Below are 22,672 nucleotides of genomic sequence, written 5' to 3' on the forward strand. Positions count from 1 at the left end.
CAATGGGAAGCAAGGCTGATTTTTGGCTGATATCCGCTGAGAATGACTGGAATGTCGCTGGCCATCTTTTAGATAAAGGCGATTATTCCTACGCTCTGTTTTTTGGGCATTTGACGTTGGAAAAGATGCTGAAAGCTTACTTTGTCCTGGCCCATGGTGAAACACCACCGCTGACGCACAGGCTTGTCTTTCTGGCCGAGAAGAGCGGACTTGCACTCTCCCCAGAACAGCAGGAATTGCTGGAAACTGTGACCGACTTCAACCTTGAAGCACGCTATCCAGATGAAAAATTTTCTTTCAAAAAAAGATGCACTCGTGAATTTACGCTGCATTACCTGGATTCTATCAGGGAGATGAAAGCATGGATCGCCAAAAAGCTACCGTGATTCAGGACGTCAGGAAGTATATAGCGGTACTTCGAGAAAACGGGATTTCTGTGGATAAGGCGCTGCTGTTTGGGTCTTGGGCCAAAGGAACGGCAAGGGAAGAAAGCGACGTGGATGTTGCTTTGGTGTCCTCATTTTTTACAGGAGACCGTTTCATGGACAGGCGTAAAATTGTTCCGCTTCGCAGAAAGATCAACAATAATATTGAGCCAATTCCTTTCAGCCCGGAAGATTTCGCCGCAGGAGGCATGCTTGTGGAAGAGATCAGAAAGTATGGTGAGGAAATTGTGTAAGAGTTATGGGCATTTTGAGATCAAGACAGGGTAGGATATATGCAGCCAATTGAAGTCACGCGGATGAATACACCCAAGAAAGCCCTCATTACCGGCGTCACCGGCCAGGACGGAGCCTATCTGGCCGAGTTTCTGCTGGCCAAGGGCTACGAGGTCCACGGCATCAAGCGCCGTGCCTCGCTCTTCAACACGGACCGTATAGACCACCTCTATCAGGATCCGCACGAGAAGGCCCGTCGCTTCTTCCTGCACTACGGGGACCTGACGGACGCGTCCAATCTCATCCGCATCATCCAGCAGGTCCAGCCCGACGAAATCTACAATCTGGCGGCCCAGTCCCACGTACAGGTGTCCTTCGAGACACCGGAATACACGGCCAATGTCGACGCGTTGGGCGCCCTGCGCATGCTTGAGGCCATCCGCATTCTGGGGTTGGAGCAGAAGACGCGTTTCTACCAGGCCTCGACGTCGGAACTCTACGGCCTGGTGCAGGAGGTTCCCCAGACCGAGAAAACGCCCTTCTACCCGCGCTCGCCTTACGCCTGCGCCAAGCTCTACGCCTACTGGATCGCGGTCAACTACCGCGAGGCCTACGGCATGTACGCCTGCAACGGCATCCTCTTCAATCACGAGTCCCCCATCCGCGGCGAAACCTTCGTCACCCGCAAGATCACCCGCGCCCTGGCCCGCATCCACCTCGGCCTGCAGGACTGCCTGTTCCTGGGCAATCTGAACGCCCTGCGCGACTGGGGGCACGCCAAGGACTACGTGGAGATGCAGTGGCTCATGCTCCAGCAGGACGCCCCGGACGACTACGTCATCGCCACGGGCGAGCAGCATTCGGTGCGCGAATTCGTGCAGGCCGCGGCGAGCGAACTGGGCATGACCATCGAATTTTCCGGCCAAGGAGTGGATGAGAAGGGCGTCAACCCGGCCAACGGCAAGACCGTCGTGGCCGTTGACCCTCGTTATTTCCGTCCCACCGAGGTGGAGACCCTTCTGGGCGACCCGTCCAAGGGCAAGGAGAGGCTTGGGTGGAGGCCGAGGATCACGTTTCGCGAACTGGTCGGGGAAATGGTTCGCGCGGACCTGGAAGAAGCGAAGAAGGAAGAGTTGTGCGTGCGTGCGGGGTTTTGCGTGAATACGCCGCGGGAATGAGGCGGTGGGACTCATCTCAATGAAAAAATCAGACAAGATCCTCGTGGCCGGAGCGGCCGGCATGGTCGGCAGCGCCCTTGTGCGCGCCCTTCTGGCCCAAGGGTTCGAGAACATCGTCGGCACCATCCACCGCAAGGCGCCGGATTTCGGCCCTGAGGCCGCAGGCCGTGTTCTCCTGGAACCCCTGGATCTCATGGACCAGGGCGCGGTGCGTTCTTTCTTCGAACGCCAGCGGCCCGAGCACGTCTTCCTGGCCGCGGCCAAGGTCGGCGGCATTCACGCGAACAACTCATTTCCGGCGGATTTCATCCACGCCAACCTGGCCATCCAGACGAACGTCATCCACAGCGCCTATGCGTCCGGGGTGCAGCGCCTCCTTTTTCTGGGCTCAAGCTGCATCTATCCCCGCGAATGTCCGCAACCCATCCGCGAATCCTATCTTCTGACCGGCCCCCTGGAGGCCACGAACCGCCCCTACGCCCTGGCCAAGATCGCGGGCATCGAGATGTGCTGGGCGTACAACCGCCAGTACGGCACGCGGTATCTGGCGGTCATGCCAACCAATCTTTACGGTCCGGGCGACAACTACGACCTGCAGAACAGCCACGTCCTGCCCGCCCTGATCCGCAAGGCGCACGAGGCCAAGGAGCGGGGCGACAGGAGCTTTACCGTTTGGGGTACGGGCTCCCCGCGCCGCGAATTCCTCTATAGCGATGATCTTGCCGGGGCCTGCGTGTTCCTGATGAACGAAACCGGGAAGACCGAAGCGTTGTTCAACGACCACGAACCGCCCCTGGTCAACATAGGCTGCGGACAGGACGTGACGATAGCTGAACTGGCGCGGATGGTGGCGGAAGTTGTAGGGTTTGAAGGGGAGATTGTCTTTGATGCCGGGAAGCCCGATGGAACGCCGCAGAAGCTTCTCGACGTTTCGAGGATGGGGAACATGGACTGGCGGCCGAGCGTTGCGCTGCGGGAGGGGATCGGGTTGGCGTATGGGGATTTTTTGAAGAATTGCGCAGGTCATGCATGAAGTTGAGGGCTGGCTCATTAGGCGCGGTGTGAGGAAGTGGTCCTGGCGCGAGGAGGGGACATGCGTATCACGGAAACAGAGCGTCGAGTGTTGCGCGACGAGGCACAAAAGCTTTCGGGGCAGACTCCAAGGTTTTTCTTTTCGGGTCACGTGTAAATGATGCTCTGCGGGGTGGAGACATCGATCTGTTGGTGGAGACTGGAAAGATGGGGTATGCCGCCATTTTCGAAGCTCAACTCCGTTTTTTGGCCAGGGTTAAATTAGCTCTTGGAGAAAGAAAAATCGATGTGCTCGTGGACTATCCGGATCGCAAGGACCGTCCGAAAATTATGCGTCTCGCACGGAGTCAGGGGGTACGGTTGTGATTTCGGCAAATAGCGATGTCGATGCATTGCGGTTTACTGATGCGTGGCTGGACTGTTGTACTCATCTGGTCCACGCCAGGTATGCCCTCAAATCAATGGAGACGCTTTTGCCGCTTGATGGGCAAAAACTATCGAGCCTTGATTTAGAGTCCATTTAAGACATCGATCAGCTTGTGTACCGATATTCCAAGCTGCAAGACAGCTTGGGTCGCAAGCTTTTTCCAGCGCTTCTCAAAGTTTTTATGGAACCGTTGGAAGACAGTCCCAAGTTGGACAAGCTCAATAAGTTGGAGAAACAAGGCGTTCTCCCTAGCGTTAAGTGTTGGCGGTAGCTCCGGGAAATTCGCAACACATTTGCACATGACTATCCCGAAGGAGACGAGATGAAGGCCGCGGTATTGAATGCTGCATGTTCCAGCATCGAAGAACTGGTCGAAGTCTTGGATCATGTGGGCAAGGCAGGTGGAGTGTTCTAGGCGAAAAACTTTAGTCGAATGATGCGAGCAAGGAATGCGTCCGGAAGAGGCTACAGTTGGTGAGTTTTGCCAAGGTCAAAATGCTTCTCAATGAAAAAATGGACGGGATTGGTTTTTAAAATAGAAAATCGTCAAAGGAAGATCTGACCCCCATGTTCCCCATGTTTAGTCAAGAAACGACGTTTTATAAATATAAGACAGTAAAATGCGAAAATTGTGTAGTACTGATTGTCGCGTGATGAATGCATTGCGTTAGCAGTATAAATTTCGTTAGCCGGTTGATTGGATGATAAATAGGTCAAGGAGATGTTTTTGGTAATGACTGAAGAAAAATTTGACCTTATGTCAACAATAAAGAGGGGCGAATTAATTCGAGGGAAAGAAAGAGAAAAGAAGATTTTAATAACAACGATAGGGTTATCTATTTCGAAAGTATTGTCATTAATCGTGTCATTCGCGCTTGTACCAGTCATGTTGAAATATTTGGGACAAGAAAGATTTGGCTTGTGGATGACAATCAGTTCTTCAATCGCGATGTTTAGTTTTGCAGATATGGGTGTCGGCAGTGGTGTGCAAAATTCAGTGTCAATCGCGCACGGAAGAAATGATATTAATGTGATCAGGGAAAAAGTATCAAATAGTGTAATTGTTCTATTTGTTATTTCGATTGTTATAATATGTGTGTATTTTTTAGTTTTCCCCATGCTGCATTGGCAAGAATTTTTTGGAGTTGATGTAAGTAATGAAAATGAAGTATTTCATACAATTTCAGTAGCTGTTGTAATTTTTGCGATATCTATGCCTTGTAGTGTCGGCATAAAAGTTTTGGCTGGTTTGCAACGAGGATTTGAGGTTGCTATTTGGCAATCATTAGCTGTAATAGGTATGTTAATATTTGTAATTTTTTCAATATATAAAGACTTAAATCTGACATATATAGCGATATCAACCTATTTGCCAAGTCTTTTGTTTCCATTTATTGCTTCATTTATCCTTTTTAAAAATGAAATTAAACTTGATTTTAAATTGATTAAATTAGCAAGCATAAAAAAAATTGGTAATATAAGTATTCTATTTTTTGTGTTGCAAGTTTCTGGTCTCATCGCCTTATATTCAGATACATTAATTATTGCGGGATATCTAGGGGTTAGCGAGGTGGCAGTCTATTCAGTTTCATTTAAATTGTTTACAATACCATCGGTTGTAATGAGTTTTTATTTAAGTCCTCTTTGGCCAGCGTACGCTGAAGCAAATAGTAGAGGAGATATATGCTGGATTCACGAGACTTTTCTGAAATCGTTAAAATATAGCTCCGCAATTGTTATCCCAGCATCATTGCTGATGCTATTTTTTGGTAACTTAGTGATTGAAAAATGGGTAGGACAAACAATTCAAGTACCGTTTAATTTGATGTTAAGTTTGTTTTTTTGGACAATATTGACTATTATTGGGGGAAATTTTTCTTCATTGTTGAATGGATTGAATATAATCAAATTTCAAGTACTTACCTCGGTAGCAATGGCCATAGCTAATGTTGTTTTGTCTGTGATTCTTGTTCAGAGGATAGGTGTTTCAGGAGTTGTCTGGGGGTCGGTTATCAGTTTATTCTTATTCGTTTATGTTCCGACATCAGTTTTTATTTGGAAATATTTTAAATGAACAATTTACATTTTATATACGTTCTACCTAATTTTAATCGATGGAAGCGGTATATTAAACGCATATTTAGTAAAAATGATAGTTTTACATCTTGTGATGATTTCAGATGGAATAGTCCGATACGCGCTCCATATTCTATAACATATCACTTAGGCAAAGAATTAAATAAAAGTTTTGACGTTAAATACTATGATTGGAGTGAAAAAGGGAGGGTAATCCCTGAATCACAAGATATTCTTTTGGGTCATCTGTCAAAAAATGATGGAATTGTAAAAAACTCTATTTTAAATGAGAAATTTAGTAAAAAATATCTAATTCAGCCATTTAATAATGATGATAGTCAAGTTGGGTGGATAAAAAATGCGATGGATTATTGCGATGGTTTTATTGCCATAAGCGGTGATTATTGGAGAGACAATTTTCATCAATCTCCGTTAGTCAAATTTCATAGCAAAATGACTTATGTTAACATGGCTATTAATTCTAATGATTACCCATATGTAAAAAAAGAATTTAATAAAATAGGAAATAGGCGTTTTTTTTATATTGGAAGAAGAGGTAGCGCGAAAGATGAAAAAGGTATCAAGTTGCTAGAAGATTTTGCAAAGCATATGCCCGGCTTTAAAGGTGGCTATATTTGCGGAGGATATAATATAAAAGGATGGGAAAAAATTAGTTCTCCGACAGATTTAAATCAAGAGATAATGAATAAAATTGCACAAAAATATGATGTATTTATTAATATGAGTAGGGCGGATGCGCAAGCCACAACTATATTAGAAGCAATGAGTTGGGGGTTTCCAGTCGCATGTACAAAAGAGTCTGGATATTCCAATGAAGAAAATATATTTTATTTATCTATTGACAATATGGCTCATAATAAAAAAGTATATAATTTATTGCAAAATATTTCAGATTTAAATTTGTTAGAAATGGCAAGGAAGAACAAAGATATTGTTCGTAGTAAGTATTCATGGAGTGTGTTTGTGGATAAGGTATGTAGTGTTATAAAGGAGTAGTATGATGGTAAACGATGTTTTAGAAAGAATTATGATCCAAAAAAATGAAGTTAATAAGGTAGAGGCCACCATTAGATTTCATGAGCATTTAAGGCGGTATGCCTCCGTGCGGCGTTTTTGTTATGGTCGCGTGCTAGATTTTGCTTCAGGTTGTGGTTATGGTTCACATATTTTGTCTTGTAATCCAGACGTTGATGTCGTTGTCGGGGTTGACAAGGATCAGTCTGCTATAGATTGGGCTATAAAAGAGTTTTCAACTAGTAAAACGGCCTACAAGTGTGTCGATATTGAAGAAGTGGCTGAAAAATTTGATACGCTTGTTTGTTTAGAAGCAATCGAGCATTTTGAAGATAAGTCGTTAATTCCAAGATTAGCAAATCGTTGTGCCATAGATAATTTAATTATCTCATTTCCTAATAAAAAATCAACTCACTTTAATCCATTTCATGTTTACGACTATAATTCACAGATGATTGTAGACTTATTGCCTGATTATGTTTGTTATAAATCATTTTGTTTGGGTGATGTTCAATTTTTGCTTTTTATAATTAAGCCTATTAAGGCGCCATTTGCCATATTTCAAAATATTTTAAATTATGCATGAATACTTTATATGTATTTTTGTTTTGCAAAGATTTATTTAAATACTATATAATATTATGCATTCAGTGTTAGGCAATAAAATAATATCTTAACGCCTTGATTTGACAAAGGCTTTCATAAAATGCAGATTGTTGTAATATTGATCTTCCCCTTTATTTAGCGGTTGTGATATAATTGATATAAAATATGGTAATTTATTTATGTTCAGCTTTAAAATTAGTGAGTTAATATGACAAGCAATTGCCCAATATGCTTAGGCGAAATGTATTTCAGTTTTCAAGCTAAAGTCTTGTTGAAGCATTCAGCGGAATACGAAGTTTGCAATATGTGTGGGTATTTGCATGTGAGAAACCCATATTGGTTAGAAGAGGCATGCTCGTCTGCCATTTCTGCTACTGATACTGGGTTGGTGATGCGTAACCTTTCCTTTGCATCCAAGGTGGCCAGCTTTTTGTTTTGGGTAATGGGCGAACGAGGTCAAGGGCGATATCTCGATACGGCGGGTGGTTATGGGATTATGACTCGGCTAATGCGTGATTTAGGTTTCGACTTTTACTGGGATGACAAGTTTTGCTATAACTTATTGGCACGCGGATTTGAGTACGGTGAGCATCTAAAAGGTTGTCGCGCGGTGACAGCGATGGAGGTTATGGAGCATCTCACAGATCCTGTGGCCTATATTGATGAGGTGCTCCAGGTGGCGGGGAGTGACACATTGTTGTTCACAACTGAGCTATACGAAGGTGATCCTCCGGGGCCTGATTGGTGGTATTACTCGTTATCTACCGGACAGCACATCGGATTTTTCACTAGAACAAGTCTCAAAGCATTGGGGAGTAGGCTTGGGTTACATTTTATAAGCGCGAACGGTTTGCATGTGCTGTCACGGCAATCAATCAGTAGAAATCGCCTTCAGTGGGCCACTCGCCCTTGGTTCACGAAGATTTCATCAGTGTTGATTCGTCGACAACTCAAGTCAAGGACCATGTCTGATCATCAGCGAATGATGAGTGCGCTGTAATGAGAAATTGTAGGAGGTATATTTCTATAATTTGCAGCCATTATTGTTTTTAACGTTCAATTAAGAATTTATCAAGGCAGACAAGCCTATTATAATTTCTATATCCAAAGTTATTTATGAAAATTTTAATTGATCACCAAATTTTTTCATCTCAAAAGTATGGCGGTATCTCGCGCTACTTTGTTAAAATTGCAAATAAAATGAATCAATTTGGAGAGAATGTCTGTGTTTGTGCTCCGGTGCATAGGAATTATTACCTAAAAGAGTCTGGTTCTAAATTGTCAAAGGGTATGTATTTAAACTCTTTTCCACCAAAAACGACTCGGATTATAAAAGCAGCGAATCACTATTTGTCAAAATTGATTGTTCATAACTTAAAGCCAGATATAGTTCATGAGACATACTATTCATTAAATTCTCTTGCTAATAAGAATATCGTCTTGACGGTTTATGATATGATTCATGAAATTTTTTCAAATTCGTTTAGGAATAATGATATTACTTCTGTGTTAAAGAGAAAAGCTGTAGAGAGAGCGACTCATGTTATTTGTATATCAGAAAATACAAAAAATGATTTAATTACTTATTGTAAAGTAGATGAGTCTAAGATTAGTGTAATCTACTTAGGTATTGAAAAGTCCTTTGTCATGCCAGAACAACTTTTGCCATCGAAAGTTTGTAGCAAATCGTTTTTACTATATGTTGGGTCGCGAGAAGGGTATAAGAATTTTAATAATTTTATTACTGCATTTGTTGCTTCAAAAAAATTAGTCCAAAATTTTAATATAATTTGTTTTGGTGGAGGTAGTTTTGACAAAGATGAGAGAGATTTTTTGATAGAAAAAGGGTTGTCGGAGAAGAATATCGCACAAGTTTCCGGTGATGATCAGGATTTGGCAGGCTTATATAGAAATGCAAGTGCGCTTGTGTATCCTTCTCTATATGAGGGGTTTGGTTTGCCTCTTCTTGAAGCTATGGCATATAATTGTCCGGTAATATGCAGTAGTTCAAGCTCTATTCCTGAAGTTGTTGGTGATGCAGCTGAAATGTTTGATCCTTATGATGCCGAATCAATTCAAAATGCAATTGAGCGAGTTGTATTAGATAATTCTGTTCGAACTGATTTGATATGTCGTGGCCAACAAAGAGTTAAGTTGTTCTCTTGGGAGCGTTGTGCGAGGGAGACATTGGATGTTTATCGTCGGGTACTATCATGAAGGCATTGATTTGTGGTGTTAGCGGACAAGATGGTGCATATTTAGCCCAGTTATTACTTGAGAAGGGTTACGATGTAGTTGGTACGTCCCGTGATTCGATGGTTGCGTCTTTTGACAATTTGCGAAAATTGGAAATTATTGATGAAATTGAAACCGCATCAATGGCCGTCAACGATTTTCGCAGTGTATTGTACACCATCAAGAGGCATGCTCCGGATGAGATCTATAATCTTTCAGGGCAAAGCTCGGTTGGGTTGTCGTTCGATCAGCCCGTTGAGACGATGGATAGCATCGCAGGTGCTACGCTTAATTTGCTTGAAGCAATACGTTTTGTCGACCGTCCAATTCGCTTTTATAACGCTGGTTCTAGTGAATGTTTTGGCGATACAGGTGCGGCTTCAGCATGCGAGTTGACACCGTTTCGCCCTCGAAGCCCTTATGCTGTTGCTAAATCCTCAGCGCACTGGTTAGTACATAATTATAGAGAGGCCTATAGCCTTTTTGCTTGTACAGGAATATTGTTTAATCATGAGTCTCCATTGCGGCCTAATAGGTTTGTGACGCAAAAGATTGTTCGAGCAGCCGCGCGAATTTCTCAAGGATATCCCGAAAAGTTAATGTTAGGGAATATAAACATCCAGCGAGATTGGGGATGGGCTCCAGATTATGTTGAGGCAATGTGGCGTATGTTGAATAGTAATGTTGCAGACGACTACGTTATTGCTACAGGAAGAACTGTATCTTTGGCTTATTTTGTAAAACATGTTTTTGCTCATTTCAAATTGAACTGGAGAGACCATACTGAAATCGACCCGACATTATTTCGTCCAGCAGATATTATAGAAGGGCGAGCTAATCCAGAAAAGGCTCGGGAATTTTTAGGCTGGAGGCATACTGTTGGAGTCGATGGTGTTATCGCTAATATGTGTAGAGCTGTGAGTCCTTGATGACATCGACTTTGGCTGTCCGAGTTTAATGCCCTTTGTTAAGTCACTATTCTGATGTTTTAAATTTTAGCTGTATTTTGTCATGATTCTTTTCCATGCCTTGTCGACTCTGAAAATGTGACAATATGCTGAAATAAATGAAATTTACTCGGAGATTTTGTATTTCAAATAACCAGTAATGCAATGGAAAATACATTTTTCTGGTCGAAATAACTCCGAGGTTATAAACCATGCATCCTAAAAAATTGAACCGCCAGCGCAGATTCCTTTGCCCGGATCTGCTTGATCAACTCGATCTTCGAAGCCACCTACTCGGTTTGGCCAAGGTCATCCAATGGCAGTTATTCGAGGACAACTTCCGTCTGTTTTATGCAACTATCGGTCGCCCCTGGCGTCCTTTCCGATTGATGGTCGGACTCCTCATTTTCGGGCAGCTTGAAAACTTAAGTGATGAGCGCGTTGTCGAGTATGGTTCAAGAATCCATATTTCCAGGTCTTCTGCGGCCAGCAGCGAACCGGCACAGTCATGATATACAGCCTCCACGAGCCAGGCGTGTCCTGCATTAGCGAAGGTAAGGCCCGCAAGCAATACGAGTTTGGCGCCAAAGCCTCCGTGACCGTGACCAAGACCTCCGGCATCATCGTTGGGGCCCTGTCCTTCCCAGACAATCCCTTTGATGGGCACACGCTGCCGTCTGTTCTGTCGCAAGTCGAAAGTATAGTGTGGCAAAGGCCGGCCATGGCGATCTGTGACCGTGGCTACCGCGGCAAGCACAAGATCGGCGTGGCTGCATCGAGATTCCCGAGTCCGGCAAGCGGACAAAAACAGCATCTGGCAAGCGGAAAACCAGGGAGCGATTCCGTCGCCGTGCAGCTATCGAGCCGATCATTTGCCACCTCAAGAACGATCACAGGATGCATCGCAATTTCTTCAAAGGCCAGTTCGGTGATACTGTGAACCTGTTCATGGCCCGTTCTACGTTCAATTTTCTGAAGTTCGCGAGGATTCTGTGTTTCTTGTGTATCAAATTCTTCGGGCAGGTACTTCGGCTTAATATTCAGCCTGTTCAGGCCTGTGCCTGACCTGGCGTTTTTACTTTTTTTCAGGATCGACTAAGTTTTTTATCATCGCGATAATAGAGAGTACACTGTGAAATTTTTTTGCGTTACGCCATGCTTAAATGCTGAAGCATATATTGAAGAAACCATGCTGTCGGTTATTAACCAAACAGTTTTTGAAAGTTCAAATTTTAGTTTGCGTTATATAGTTGTTGATGGTGGATCTGTTGACGGTACTGTTAAAGTGATCGAGCGTGTTATTTCTAGGCACAGCAATAAAAAAAATCTGCTAATAAGTTTTATTTCTGACAAAGATGATGGTTTATACGATGCGTTAGCGAAAGGTTTTGGTATAGATAAAACAAATAGTGATGTGTATTCGTATATGAATGCTGGCGATTATTATTCTAAGTATGCGTTTGCTATCGTAGCAGACATCTTTGCTAATAATAAGGTTCATTTTCTAACTGGAATGAATGCTTTATATAATGAAAAATCTCATTTAATTAATTTAATTCTGCCATTTTCTTATAGTAAGAGATTATTATTAAGAGGTTTTTATGGAAAAATGCTTCCATTTATTCAGCAAGAGTCAACTTTTTGGAGCCAGAAGCTCCATAGTGAAATTAATTTTGAAAAATTGAAAAAGTTAAAATTGGCTGGCGATTATTATTTATGGAGAACTTTTATCAAAACAGAAAATTTATATATTGTTTCAGCTTGGCTTGGTGGATTTAAAATTCATAATGGGCAGTTAAGCTCTAAGTATGCCTATGAATATGCGAAAGAACAGGAAATGATTTCTATTAAACCAAACTTTTTAGATTATATATTTGCATATATTCATAAAATTGTGTGGTGTTTGCCTGACTTTATAAAGAGACGGACTGGGCGTGGCATATTTGAATTTGACCATTCGATTCAACGGTATTGTTTAAAAAAGTGATTTCACCTAAAGGTTATTGCTTAGGGTAATTCATTAATGTAGCCTAGGAAACAGGAACTATGAAGGCGATTGTTAAAAAGATATTGAGAAAAACAGGATGGGAGCTACGTCGGGCAAGTGCAAATTCTCGTTCAACTATGGAGCAAAGTTTGGATTGGCTGCGTAGAAATAATTTTGATGTTATACTCGACGACCTAATTTATTGCGCATAACTTCCGGAGAACTTCGCTGCCATGACGCCATCGGTCGAACACACCCTCAACGGCACTGATCACATCCTCCAGTTTGGGGAAGTATCGGTTATGAGTAGCTTTTCTTCTCGTGATATTCCAAACCCGCTCAATGGGATTGAGTTCAGGGCTGTAGGGCGGCATGAACTCCAACGCAAATCTCTTATGGCAAGCCAATCTCCATTCAGCATGAAGCTGCGCATGGTGGTATCTGACGTTGTCGACGATCAGCACAACCCGCCTGCCCGAGTGAGAGCTGATTTGGCGCAAGTATTTGAGAAAGCCGAAAAATGTCTCTCCGTTGAACTTGTCTGCTTCTCGGCGATAGACGAACTTGCCATCTCTGATTCTCACTGCTCCGAAATATCCCACGCTCTTTCTTGTCGGATGATGGAGTACAACAGGGTCTTTCACATCTTTCGGAATCCACATGCGGCACCTGGATCCATGCTGTTCGAACCTGACCTCGTCCAAGGCCCAGATATCGATCCGTTTATTCTTCAGAAATCTCAGCAGTTTTTTTATATTCCGCCTGCTGGGCGGGATCAGCGTGCGCAATTTTCGGTCGAGGCTTGCGGAATCGAAAACCGAGTTGCCGGAAAAGGCGCTGACACTGTCGAACTCCCAGGGAGACGTCCCATTGGTCCTGAATGAAACACGAAAGGGTTTTTCCATCCCAAAGGCCTTGCAATCCGAATTCGGCTGGATCTTTTCGCAGGGCCGTCTCAATTGCAGCGAGTTGCTCTTTGGTCAGTCTACGGGGGCGCCCGGGCCGCTCTCCATCGACCAAACCTGCAAAACCCTCATTTTCAAACCTGTTGACCCAGTACGCGACTGTCCGGGGTGCATCGCCCAACATCTTTCCAGCCTCCCTGCAACTCAGTCCCTGCGCGACGAGAAGCATAGCGTGGAGGCGATGATCGTAGCGGGCTTCCTCGGTACGGCGAATTTCGTCCTGGATGGCCATAATCATGTCTTCGGCATCGGTGATTGTGAGTACTTTCATGGATCCACGATGCCATGATTTTATCAAGTGCGCAATTAATTATGTCGTCACGTATAAGACTGTTCTTGATGTCGGTGCGTCTAACGGTTGTTGGTCAAAAGAGTGTATAAAATTTTTTCCAAAATCTAAATTTGTCCTTTTCGAGCCACAGCCTGTGCATAATGAAGCGCTAGATTTATTTTCTAAGTCATATAAACAGGCAATTATAGTAAAAAACGCTGTTGGGTCCTCTGATGGATACACGTTTTTTGATTCCTCTGATCCTTTTGGTGGAGCGATTATGAAAAGCAGTGGATCTGATTGCAGTATTAGAGTAGAAATGACTACGATCGATTCAGCTGTTTCTTTACTTCAAATAGAAGGTCCATTTCTTTTAAAACTTGACACTCATGGTTACGAGAAGGGTATTTTGTCGGGAGCAGCAAAAACTATTGAAAAGGCTAACATATTGATAATTGAGGCATATAACTATCGCATCACTGAAGAGGCGTTTCTATTTTGGGAACTTTGTGCGTTTCTTTCAGACAAAGGATTTCGTCCAATTGATTTAATTGGGGTTATGCACCGGCAATTTGACAATTCCCTTTGGCAAATGGATCTAGTTTTTATTAGGTCTGACTGGGATGGTTTTAGATATATTTCATATAAGTAAGTAGTATTTTATTGATTAATTAAGCTATAGTTAAAGTTTAATGAGTATGTATGGCGCCGTAAGTATTATATTAATATTTATTAATTTATAAAAATTTTTCTATGATATCAATAATTACAGTTGTTTTGAATGATGTAAATTTTATAGGAAAAACAATAGAAAGTGTTTTAAGTCAAAAGTTTAAAGATTATGAATATATAATTGTTGATGGGGGTTCGACTGATGGGACTGTAGATGTTATTAAAAGATATAAAATAGATATTGGCGGAGTAATTATAGGAAACGACTCAGGCATTTATGATGCGATGAATAAAGGTTTGCGTGCTGCGCGTGGTGACTGGGTTTTGTTTATGAATTGTAGGGACGTATTTGCAGATAATGATGTCTTGAGTCGTATTTTTTTTAAATTGAATGATGCTGATTTTATTTACTCTGATACGTTGATGTCCGATGGCGAGTTGGCGGTGTGTGATATTGCTGCTAACAGGATTATCCATCAATCTTTAATATACAAAAGAGCTATTCACGACGAAGTTGGTTTTTACGTTAACAAGCCTGGTTTTACTGCTGCGGATTATCTTTTTTTTCAGTTAGCTAAACATAAAAAATGGTTTAAAACAGATGTAGTTATCTCTGTTTTTGAGAAAGGAAGCTATTCATCACGGATTGATCACTTCAAGCAAAAAATTGCTATTGATATGATGTTTGGCAATGTTAATAAATATTTTGGTTGTGCAATTATTGTTTTTCATCCTATATATAATTTTATAAAAAAACATATTTTCAGATGAAAAAAATTTCTGTCTGCTTAGCAACATATAACGGTCAAGCCTATATAAAAGAACAAATTGAATCAATATTACGTCAATTGTCAATTGACGACGAAATTTTGATTTCTGATGATAGATCTACGGATGAGACGGTTTCTATTATTGAAAATATAGGTGATGCCCGTATATCTGTTGTTAAAAACGAAAATAATAATGGATTACTGCGAAATATAGAAACTGCGTTAGTTAAGGCTACTGGGTTTTATATTTTTTTGGCAGATCAGGACGATGTGTGGCTTTCCGGAAAAGTGAAATCCATGGTTGCGGCTCTTGATTTGTATCACGTTGTAGTTTGTGATTGTAGCGTCACAGATGAGAATTTGAGTGTGATTCATCCATCATTTTTCCACCATCAGAACAGCGGGTCGGGTTTGCTTAAGAATTTATGGCGTAACTCTTACATCGGTTGCTGTATGGCTATGCGCAGGGAAGTGCTGGATAAGGCGCTGCCTTTTCCGAAAGATACGCCTATGCATGACTGGTGGATCGGGTTGGTTGGAGAAGTCGCGTTTAGCACGCAATTCATTTCTGAGTCGTTGGTTTTTCATCGACGTCATGGCAATAACTTGTCTTTAACGTCGCATAGTTCGTCATTTACTATTTTTCGCAGACTGCAATGGCGCATGGTTTTGGTCAAAAATCTTTTTCGTAGACTATATTTCACCTGATCCTGAGAATGATATGAACTTTTATGGACTGTTGCGATGAGTTTGGCGGCGTGAAAAAGCGTGTCTTCATTTCGTTGGTTACTCATAGACAATTTGCTCTGGCGGCGGAATTGCTTAATGATCTTCGCGAGCACTGCTCTGGCGATATTGCCGAAGTCATCCTGACAATCAATATCGATGAGGCCGTATCTCTGAAGCAGGAAATACTCCCGTTTCCTGTTCGAGTTCTTCGTAATTTTCAGCCCAAGGGCTTCGGTGAAAACCATAATGCCGCCTTCAAGATCGCGACTGGCGACTATTTTTGCGTACTCAATCCCGACATCCGGTTGAAAGAAAACCCATTCCCTGCCCTCATTGCTCTGGCGCGGCAAACCGCTGTCGGTGTGGTGGCCCCTCGAATCGTGAACAGTGCCGGATTGCGGGAGGACAGCGCCCGCCGCTTCCCGACTCCCTTTGAACTGTTGCGCAAGGCTCTGGGCGGCAAATCGGAGGTTGTGACTGACGCGCCCGAAGTTTCTGCGCCAGATTGGGTGGCAGGGATGTTTATGCTCTTTCCTGCTTCCGTTTTTCGGGCCATGGGTGGCTTCGACGAGCGCTACTTTCTCTACTATGAAGACGTCGACCTCTGTGCCCGTCTCGCCCTGGCCGGGTACAAACGACTTGTCTGCCCGGACGTTGCTGTCGTACATGAAGCGCGCCGCAGCAGTCACCGGCGACTCCGGTTTGCGGTGATGCATGTGCGCAGCATCTTGCGGTTCTTTTTTTCCGATGTGTACCGGAAGGTTCGCAAGTTGTCACAATCGTGACGTTCAGGCCCGCTATTTTTTTTTGCTGGTCTTCGAAAAACACAAATTTCAGGCTGTTCAAAAATGGTGAGATGCGGAGAACAAAGAAAATCCAGTACCGAAGCGTATTTTTCATACGTGAGAGGCTGGATTTTCTGCAGAGACGAAGCAGAGTACCGTATTTCAACAGCCGCTTAGCCCTCAAACATCTGGCGGCATTATGACCACTCCTACCCGCTTCTCTCTTTCTGCCAATGGCGAATTCTGGCTGGCTTGCCTGTTGGTTGTTTTTACAACGGTTTCGATCCGGTTAACGGAATATCCCCTTTGGCTCAACCCGGCCTTTTTTGTTGAGGGGGAGCATATTATGGCCACGCACGACGCCTATGTGTGGCTGGCCGGGGTGAAGGGCATCGGCAACTTTATTGAAGATCCATTTACTCGCCTACTGAGCCTGCTGCACGGTCTGTCCGGCATCTCCCTTGGCACCATCGGTTTTTGGACCCCGATCACTTTCATTCCGTTGTTGGCCTTGCCCATCTGCCTGCTGGCCCGAGCGCTTCGTTTGCCCGAGGGGGGATTGGTCTTTGGAATTCTGGCAACATCGGGGTTGGGATTTTTGGTTCGCACGCGGCTCGGGTTTTGCGACACTGACGTGGTCAACCTTCTCTTCCCGGTGGCCATGGTCAGCACGCTTGGCCTGTGGTTGCACGACATGGAGAAGGAAAACCGTACGGACGATGTTTCGTACCCTCGCAAGCAGATGGCCTGGGCCCTGCTCGTGGGGCTTTTGGGAAAGATGTCGGTGTATGTGTATCCCGGCAGTTCGAGCATCATTCTGCCCGCGTTCGGATTGGCGGCCGTGATCGGCTTGTGGCGGGTTGACCCAAGAGATCGGCTTCTGCTTCTCAATGGATTGCTGCTCATCTTCGCCGTGATCTTTGCCGGCTGGCAGGGCGGGCTGCTTGTGGGGGCATGGTCGATTTGGGTTCTATACAGGCAGGACGTGCCGGCAAATATTCAACTTGGCGCCATGACCGTTCTTTTTGTTGCGGTAGTGTTCTTCGGAAACTTTTGGGAAATCGTGCAGGCTCTTATCTACAGGCTTTACCTGTACACCAAGGTCGGCACACCGGACATGGTCAGCAACGCCACTGGCCTCAAGCTCCCCGACATCGCGCAGAGCGTGCGCGAGGCGCAGAACCTGGAGTGGGAGATGATCGGCCCGCGTATGGGCGGGAACTGGGTCGTCTTTGTTCTGGGCTTGCTGGGATTTGGCCTTGTGGGCTGGCGCAAGCCCGCCCTGTTGGTTTTTCTGCCGTTCCTGGCACTGGGCGTGGCCAGCGTGAAGCTTGGAAATCGTTTCGCCATGTACGGCACGGTCGGTGTCGGCGTGGGGCTGGGGTTGGGTTTGAGCGAGTTCATGCACATGTTGAAGCAGAGTCAGGGGCGGCGGTGGATCGTGCAGCTGTCCATGGCCTGCGTGGCCCTGTGGCCGCCTGCCGAGTTCATGCAGCAGGTCGGGCCTGTGCCCGTTTTGCCCCAGGCGTACGCCCAGACCTTTGTGGACCTGAAAAGCCGGACCGAGCCTGACGCGCTGCTTTGGCAGTGGTGGGATTACGGCTATGCTGGCCAGTATTATGCCGAGCGGGCGACCTTGGGCGACGGGTCGCGGCATGACGGCTGGATTCTGTACCCGCTGGCCAAGGTCCATTCCACGGATTCGCCCCGCCAGGCGCGTCAGATGATGCAGTATTTTGGGCAGGTGGTGTTGGAGGACGGTTCCCGGAACACGGCGGATCGTCGCGCGGCGCTGCTTGCCGGGGACCCTTTGGCGCGACTCAGGGACATGGACGCCGGCGCAGCCCAGAAATTTGTTGCGGATCTGGCTACGGCTGAAAACAGCATATCTACCACCGTACCCAACTACCTCGTCGTATCCTGGGAAAACCTGCGCCTGGCCGGGTGGATCGGATACTACGGCAACTGGGACATCGTCACCGGGACAAGCTCCCCCGGCAAAATTCAGCAGATCCAGGGGGAGATCCGCGTGGATTCGGGCAATGGCACTCTGGTGCTCAATGGCAAGCCCATTCCTGTCGACTCCCTGGACATCATCGAGGAAAAGGGGACCAGGCGTTTCGAGTGGCCTAACGGGTCCGGTTCGCATGTGCTCATCAACCAGATATCACGCCAAGTGTTTCTGGCCGACGACAGGATGTACCGCTCCATGATGGTGCAGATGCTCATCGCTCCGCCCGAGAAGTTCGCCGACGATTTCACCCTGATCGTGGACAGGTACCCGTGGGTGCGGGCGTACAAGGTCAAGGGGTGAGGATGGGGTTCGAGGGGCGTCGCGTCCTGGTGACCGGTGCGTCGGGGTTTATCGGGCGGTCGCTTTGTGCGGAACTGACGCGCCGCGGATGCGATGTCCTGGCCTTGCTGCGCAGGCCGGCCGCGGGGCCTTGGAGTTCCGTGGTTCTTGCTGAATTGGGCGCCGGTTCCATGTCCGCCGCGTCTCTCGAAGGCGTCGACACGATTTTTCACCTGGCCGGCAAGGCCCACGTGAAGGCCCGCAGCGCGGCCGAGGTTCGTGAGTACGAGGCGGTGCACGTGCACGGCACCCGCTCCCTGCTGGTGGCGGCGCGTGAGGCCGGGGTGCGGCGGTTTGTGCTGCTCAGTTCCGTCAAGGCCATGGGCGAGGGGGGCGAGGATACCCGGGATGAAGACTCGCCCTGCGACCCGCAGAGTCCATACGGCATCACCAAGCTGGAGGCCGAACGGCTGGTATTGGAGGAACTTCCCCTGCCCTGCCCGGTGGTGCTCAGGCCGGCCCTCGTCTACGGCGCGGGGAGCAAAGGCAACCTCGACCTCATGATCCGCGCCGTCCGCAAGGGCCTTTTTCCGGCCATCGCCTTCCCCCCCAACGCCCGGTCCATGATCCACGTGGTAGATGTGGTCCGGGCCTGCCTGCTGGCTGCGGATCGTCCGGCCGCCTGCGGCCGGACGTACGTCCTGACCGACGGCCTGGAATACTCCACGAACGATATCGTTGCCTGGATCTTCGAGGCATTGGGGAAGCGCCCGGGCTTCCGCCTTCCCTTTCCCGTTTTGCAGGCCGCGTCACACTTCGGCGACCTTGCCTGCAAATTGGGGCTGCCTGCTCCGTTGACCTCGGACGCCCTCGAAAAGCTGGCCGGGAGCGCCAGGTATTCCAATGCGAAAATCTGCCGGGAGCTGGGTTTTGCGCCGTCGCGGGATCTGCGGCAGGGGATTCGGGAAATGATTTCAGGTACGGAGCGGGATTGATGGATATGCTCCTCTCACTGCTTGCCGGGGTGCTGGTGAGTGTCCCGTGCTGCGTGATCGTGCCCAGGCTGCTCGCCCATGGCGGGTTTCTGGACATGCCTGGAGAGCGCAGTTCCCACTTCCGCCCCACACCCAAAGGCGGCGGGGTCGGCATCGTGCTGGCTTTCGTCGCGGTTGCCGTTGCCCGGGATGTGCCGATGCATCTCTGGTTGCCGCTTTGCGCCTTGGCCGCGCTGAGCTTTGCCAACGACCTGCGCGGCATTGCCCCGGACCGGCGCCTGGCTGCGCAGGTCCTGGCGGCGGCGGTGACGCTGGGTGGTGCATGGTGGTTCGGCAGCATCGCCTGGAGCGGAATCCTGCTGTTGCCGACGGTTCTTTTCGTGGTCGGGACCACTAATTGCTTCAACTTCATGGACGGCATCAACGGCATCGCCGGGATCTGCGGGGTGACGGCCCTGAGCGGCCTCATTGCCTATGGTGTCATGGTCGATGCGCAGTTGTTGCTGCCGGTTGCCGCGGTCATTGGCGGCGTGATCGGCTTTTTGCCCTTCAACATGCCTCGGGCCAGGCTCTTCATGGGTGATGCGGGCAGCATCTTCCTGGGTTTTCTGTTTGCCGTAACCATTTGCATTTCAAGCCGTTCATGGACCGAGTTTTTTGTTCTGGCATCGTTTCTGTATCCGTTCTATGCCGACGAGGCAGTCACGATGGCGGAGCGCATCTGGCGGGGCGAGTCCCTCATGCAGCCCCATCGTCGTCATCTGTATCAATTTCTGGCCAACGAACTCGGCGTTGCGCATTGGAAAGTGAGCGCTGGTTACGGGTTGGTGCAGCTTGTCGTGATCCTGTTTGCGGTCGTGGCCGGCCGGCAGGGGCTTTGGGCCGTGCTGGCCCTGGATCTTGTCCTTCTCGGGGTGTGGGTTGCGGTGCATTGGAACGTGAAGCGCCGCTTCCATCGGAGGCGGAGAGAGGCTTGATGGAGTTCCCTCCTTTTTCTTTGGCCATGTTGAGGAACAAGAACCTCTACCTCATGCTCGTCGGCGAATCGGGTCTCTTCGCGCTCGCGCTCATGCTTTCCTTTCTGCTGCGCTTCGAATTCGACATCCCTCCGGATTTCTTCCGCCAGATGCTGAGCCTCCTGCCTCTGGCCGTGGCCTTCAAGCTCGGTTTTTTTCTCCTGTCCGGGCTGTATCGCGGCATGTGGCGCTACACCGGCCTGTCGGATCTGTGGCGCATCGCGCGGGCCGTGTTCATGGCAGAGGTGGCGCTGATCCTGTATGTCGTCTTCGCGTCCCGCTTCCAGGGCTACCCGCGCTCGGTCTTCATACTCGACCCCCTGCTGGCGTTCGTCTTCGCCTGCGGGGCGCGGGTGTTTATCCGCTCGGTGTACGAATTGTCCTTCCGTCCGGGGGACGTGTTCTCCGCCCTGCTGCCGGGGATGCTGTGCGCCCCGGCGCCCGGCGTGCGCGCCCTGATCGTCGGGGCCGATGACGCGGGGGCGAGGATCGCCAAGGAGATTCTGGAGGCCCGGGATTCCGGCCTGCGTCTGGTCGGATTTGTTGACAGCGATCCGTCGCGCGTCGGGCGCCGCATCCACGGTCTTCCCGTGTTCGGCCCCCTGGAGGAACTGGCCCGTGTGATCGGCATGAGCCGGGCGGAGGAGGTGCTGGTCAGCGCCGCCCAGAGCGGGGAGCACCTGCGGCGGGTCATGGCCGCCTGCGAGTCAGCGCAGATCCGCATCAAGAAGCTGCCGGCGTTGTCGGATATCGCCAGCGGCAAGGTCTCGGTCAAGGCCCTTCGCGACGTGCGCTACGAGGATTTGCTGGGCCGCGAGGAGGTGCGCCTCGACAAGGCGGGCATCAAGGGCTACCTCGCGGACAAGGTGGTGCTGGTGACGGGTGCCGGCGGCTCCATCGGGTCCGAGTTGTGCCGTCAGATCATCCGCTTCGGGCCCCGGAAGCTCGTGCTGTTCGATGCCGGGGAAGAGAACCTGTATTCCATTGAAATGGAACTCGTGCATCAGCGGGGCTTCACGAACTACGTGCCCATCCTCGGGCAGGTGCAGGACGAGGCCCTGGTTGAGACCGTGTTCCGCACGCACAGGCCGCAGGTGGTCTTTCACGCCGCTGCCTACAAGCACGTGCCCATGCTGGAACTCAACCCATGGCAGGCTGTGACGAACAACATCGTCGGCTCGCGTACCGTCATGGAGACTTCGGTCCGGCACGGGGTGGAACGCTTCGTGCTCGTGTCCACGGACAAGGCCGTGCGGCCGACCAACGTCATGGGGGCGTCCAAACGGGTCGCTGAACTGATGATGCAGGGCTTCACAGGCGGCGGGACTTTGTTTATGGCCGTGCGCTTCGGCAACGTGCTGGGCTCGTCTGGCTCGGTCATCCCCCTTTTCCGCGACCAGATCGAACGCGGCGGCCCGGTCACGGTCACCCATCCGGAGGTGACCCGCTACTTCATGACCATCCCCGAAGCGGCCCAACTCATCGTCCAGGCCGGCGCCCAAGGCCGGGGCGGGGAAATTTTCGTGCTGAAGATGGGCAAGCCCGTGCGCATTGCAGATCTGGCCCGGGATCTTATTGTACTCTCGGGCAAGGACCCGGCGGAGATCGAGATCAGGTTCACGGGGCTGCGGCCGGGGGAGAAGCTTTTTGAGGAACTGATCACGGCGGGTGAGGATGTTCTTGAGACGGGGCATGAGAAGATCATGGTGCTGCGCTCAGACCGGGCAACGGTTGATATTGATGAAGCATTGTCATCCCTGCTGGAGGCTGTGCGGCGTTTTGAAGTCGAGGCGGTCAGACGGGGGCTTGAAGCGTTGGTGCCTGAATACGTCCCGGCCCAAGGTGTGCGGTGTGAGTAGGCGCATACCTGCCACAAGCGCCATTTGATGAAAGGGAAAACTGTTATTGGATGCTGTAGTCGGCCTGCAAGGTTTGCGTCAGACGGCCGGTTCTTTCTGGTGGCGAAACGTTGTTTTGTCATACCGAAATGCCGG

The 22,672-nt window shown here is 48.2% G+C and carries 21 protein-coding genes and 2 pseudogenes; 21 read left to right on the forward strand and 2 right to left on the reverse strand.

Annotated elements, in window-relative coordinates:
* Nucleotides 1-2: 2 nt before the first annotated feature.
* From ACZ5AC_RS16210 to ACZ5AC_RS16270, 13 genes and pseudogenes are all read left to right on the forward strand, one after another.
* Nucleotides 3-386, forward strand: coding sequence for a HEPN domain-containing protein (locus tag ACZ5AC_RS16210; RefSeq protein WP_464248609.1), 384 nt, complete (start codon nt 3-5; stop codon nt 384-386).
* Nucleotides 362-679, forward strand: coding sequence for a nucleotidyltransferase domain-containing protein (locus ACZ5AC_RS16215; protein ID WP_464248610.1), 318 nt, complete (start codon nt 362-364; stop codon nt 677-679). Before ACZ5AC_RS16210 ends, ACZ5AC_RS16215 begins: the two co-directional genes overlap by 25 nt.
* Nucleotides 680-718: 39 nt before the next feature.
* On the forward strand, nt 719-1,837 hold the full coding sequence (gene gmd / locus ACZ5AC_RS16220) for a GDP-mannose 4,6-dehydratase (RefSeq protein ID WP_464248611.1): 1,119 nt from the start codon (nt 719-721) through the stop codon (nt 1,835-1,837).
* Between the two features lie 19 nt (nt 1,838-1,856).
* A complete protein-coding gene (locus ACZ5AC_RS16225; protein WP_464248612.1) occupies nt 1,857-2,870 on the forward strand; it encodes a GDP-L-fucose synthase family protein in 1,014 nt (337 codons plus the stop codon).
* Nucleotides 2,871-2,998: 128 nt separating this feature from the next.
* Nucleotides 2,999-3,235 (forward strand): annotated as a pseudogene (locus ACZ5AC_RS16230) (nucleotidyltransferase domain-containing protein); the annotation flags it as partial.
* Between the two features lie 794 nt (nt 3,236-4,029).
* Nucleotides 4,030-5,370 carry a lipopolysaccharide biosynthesis protein gene (locus ACZ5AC_RS16235; protein WP_464248613.1) on the forward strand — a complete coding sequence of 447 codons (1,341 nt, stop codon included), beginning with the start codon at nt 4,030-4,032 and terminating at the stop codon, nt 5,368-5,370.
* Nucleotides 5,367-6,389: a glycosyltransferase family protein gene (locus ACZ5AC_RS16240; RefSeq protein ID WP_464248614.1), complete on the forward strand. Its 1,023-nt coding sequence runs from the start codon at nt 5,367-5,369 to the stop codon at nt 6,387-6,389. Before ACZ5AC_RS16235 ends, ACZ5AC_RS16240 begins: the two co-directional genes overlap by 4 nt.
* A 4-nt stretch (nt 6,390-6,393) precedes the next feature.
* The gene (locus ACZ5AC_RS16245) at nt 6,394-6,993 is read left to right on the forward strand and encodes a class I SAM-dependent methyltransferase (protein ID WP_464248615.1); all 600 of its coding nucleotides are present in this window, start codon (nt 6,394-6,396) and stop codon (nt 6,991-6,993) included.
* Nucleotides 6,994-7,221: 228 nt separating this feature from the next.
* On the forward strand, nt 7,222-8,013 hold the full coding sequence (locus ACZ5AC_RS16250; protein WP_464248616.1) for a class I SAM-dependent methyltransferase: 792 nt from the start codon (nt 7,222-7,224) through the stop codon (nt 8,011-8,013).
* Nucleotides 8,014-8,129: 116 nt separating this feature from the next.
* The gene (locus tag ACZ5AC_RS16255) at nt 8,130-9,230 is read left to right on the forward strand and encodes a glycosyltransferase family 4 protein (protein ID WP_464248617.1); all 1,101 of its coding nucleotides are present in this window, start codon (nt 8,130-8,132) and stop codon (nt 9,228-9,230) included.
* Entirely contained in the window at nt 9,227-10,177 is a 951-nt protein-coding gene (locus ACZ5AC_RS16260; RefSeq protein WP_464248618.1) for a GDP-mannose 4,6-dehydratase, read from the forward strand. The genes ACZ5AC_RS16255 and ACZ5AC_RS16260 overlap by 4 nt, the downstream gene beginning before the upstream one ends.
* 230 nt (nt 10,178-10,407) lie before the next feature.
* Nucleotides 10,408-11,260, forward strand: a pseudogene (locus tag ACZ5AC_RS16265) (transposase).
* Between the two features lie 67 nt (nt 11,261-11,327).
* Nucleotides 11,328-12,182, forward strand: coding sequence for a glycosyltransferase (locus tag ACZ5AC_RS16270; RefSeq protein ID WP_464248619.1), 855 nt, complete (start codon nt 11,328-11,330; stop codon nt 12,180-12,182).
* Between the two features lie 194 nt (nt 12,183-12,376).
* Here ACZ5AC_RS16270 and ACZ5AC_RS16275 read toward each other — a convergent pair whose 3' ends face one another.
* Both ACZ5AC_RS16275 and ACZ5AC_RS16280 read right to left on the reverse strand, forming a co-directional pair.
* The gene (locus ACZ5AC_RS16275) at nt 12,377-12,970 is read right to left on the reverse strand and encodes an IS630 family transposase (RefSeq protein ID WP_464248620.1); all 594 of its coding nucleotides are present in this window, start codon (nt 12,968-12,970) and stop codon (nt 12,377-12,379) included.
* The gene (locus ACZ5AC_RS16280) at nt 12,906-13,418 is read right to left on the reverse strand and encodes a helix-turn-helix domain-containing protein (RefSeq protein ID WP_464247925.1); all 513 of its coding nucleotides are present in this window, start codon (nt 13,416-13,418) and stop codon (nt 12,906-12,908) included. Before ACZ5AC_RS16280 ends, ACZ5AC_RS16275 begins: the two co-directional genes overlap by 65 nt.
* Between ACZ5AC_RS16280 and ACZ5AC_RS16285 the strand changes: the two genes are divergently transcribed.
* The 8 genes from ACZ5AC_RS16285 (at nt 13,417) to ACZ5AC_RS16320 (ending at nt 22,537) form a co-directional block, all read left to right on the forward strand.
* Nucleotides 13,417-14,070 (forward strand): FkbM family methyltransferase, encoded by a 654-nt coding sequence (locus ACZ5AC_RS16285; RefSeq protein ID WP_464248621.1) that lies wholly within the window; start codon nt 13,417-13,419, stop codon nt 14,068-14,070. The genes ACZ5AC_RS16280 and ACZ5AC_RS16285 overlap by 2 nt on opposite strands.
* A gap of 101 nt (nt 14,071-14,171) precedes the next feature.
* Nucleotides 14,172-14,861 (forward strand): glycosyltransferase family 2 protein, encoded by a 690-nt coding sequence (locus ACZ5AC_RS16290; RefSeq protein ID WP_464248622.1) that lies wholly within the window; start codon nt 14,172-14,174, stop codon nt 14,859-14,861.
* Nucleotides 14,858-15,568: a glycosyltransferase family 2 protein gene (locus ACZ5AC_RS16295; RefSeq protein ID WP_464248623.1), complete on the forward strand. Its 711-nt coding sequence runs from the start codon at nt 14,858-14,860 to the stop codon at nt 15,566-15,568. The genes ACZ5AC_RS16290 and ACZ5AC_RS16295 overlap by 4 nt, the downstream gene beginning before the upstream one ends.
* A gap of 23 nt (nt 15,569-15,591) precedes the next feature.
* Nucleotides 15,592-16,374 (forward strand): glycosyltransferase, encoded by a 783-nt coding sequence (locus ACZ5AC_RS16300; RefSeq protein ID WP_464248624.1) that lies wholly within the window; start codon nt 15,592-15,594, stop codon nt 16,372-16,374.
* 199 nt (nt 16,375-16,573) lie between these two features.
* The gene (locus ACZ5AC_RS16305) at nt 16,574-18,688 is read left to right on the forward strand and encodes an STT3 domain-containing protein (RefSeq protein WP_464248625.1); all 2,115 of its coding nucleotides are present in this window, start codon (nt 16,574-16,576) and stop codon (nt 18,686-18,688) included.
* Between the two features lie 2 nt (nt 18,689-18,690).
* Nucleotides 18,691-19,662, forward strand: coding sequence for an NAD-dependent epimerase/dehydratase family protein (locus ACZ5AC_RS16310; protein WP_464248626.1), 972 nt, complete (start codon nt 18,691-18,693; stop codon nt 19,660-19,662).
* The gene (locus tag ACZ5AC_RS16315) at nt 19,662-20,639 is read left to right on the forward strand and encodes an MraY family glycosyltransferase (protein ID WP_464248627.1); all 978 of its coding nucleotides are present in this window, start codon (nt 19,662-19,664) and stop codon (nt 20,637-20,639) included. The genes ACZ5AC_RS16310 and ACZ5AC_RS16315 overlap by 1 nt, the downstream gene beginning before the upstream one ends.
* Nucleotides 20,639-22,537, forward strand: a complete 1,899-nt coding sequence (locus ACZ5AC_RS16320) for a polysaccharide biosynthesis protein (RefSeq protein ID WP_464248628.1) — start codon at nt 20,639-20,641, stop codon at nt 22,535-22,537. The genes ACZ5AC_RS16315 and ACZ5AC_RS16320 overlap by 1 nt, the downstream gene beginning before the upstream one ends.
* Nucleotides 22,538-22,672: the final 135 nt, after the last annotated feature.

This window comes from Desulfomicrobium aestuarii (assembly GCF_055385525.1).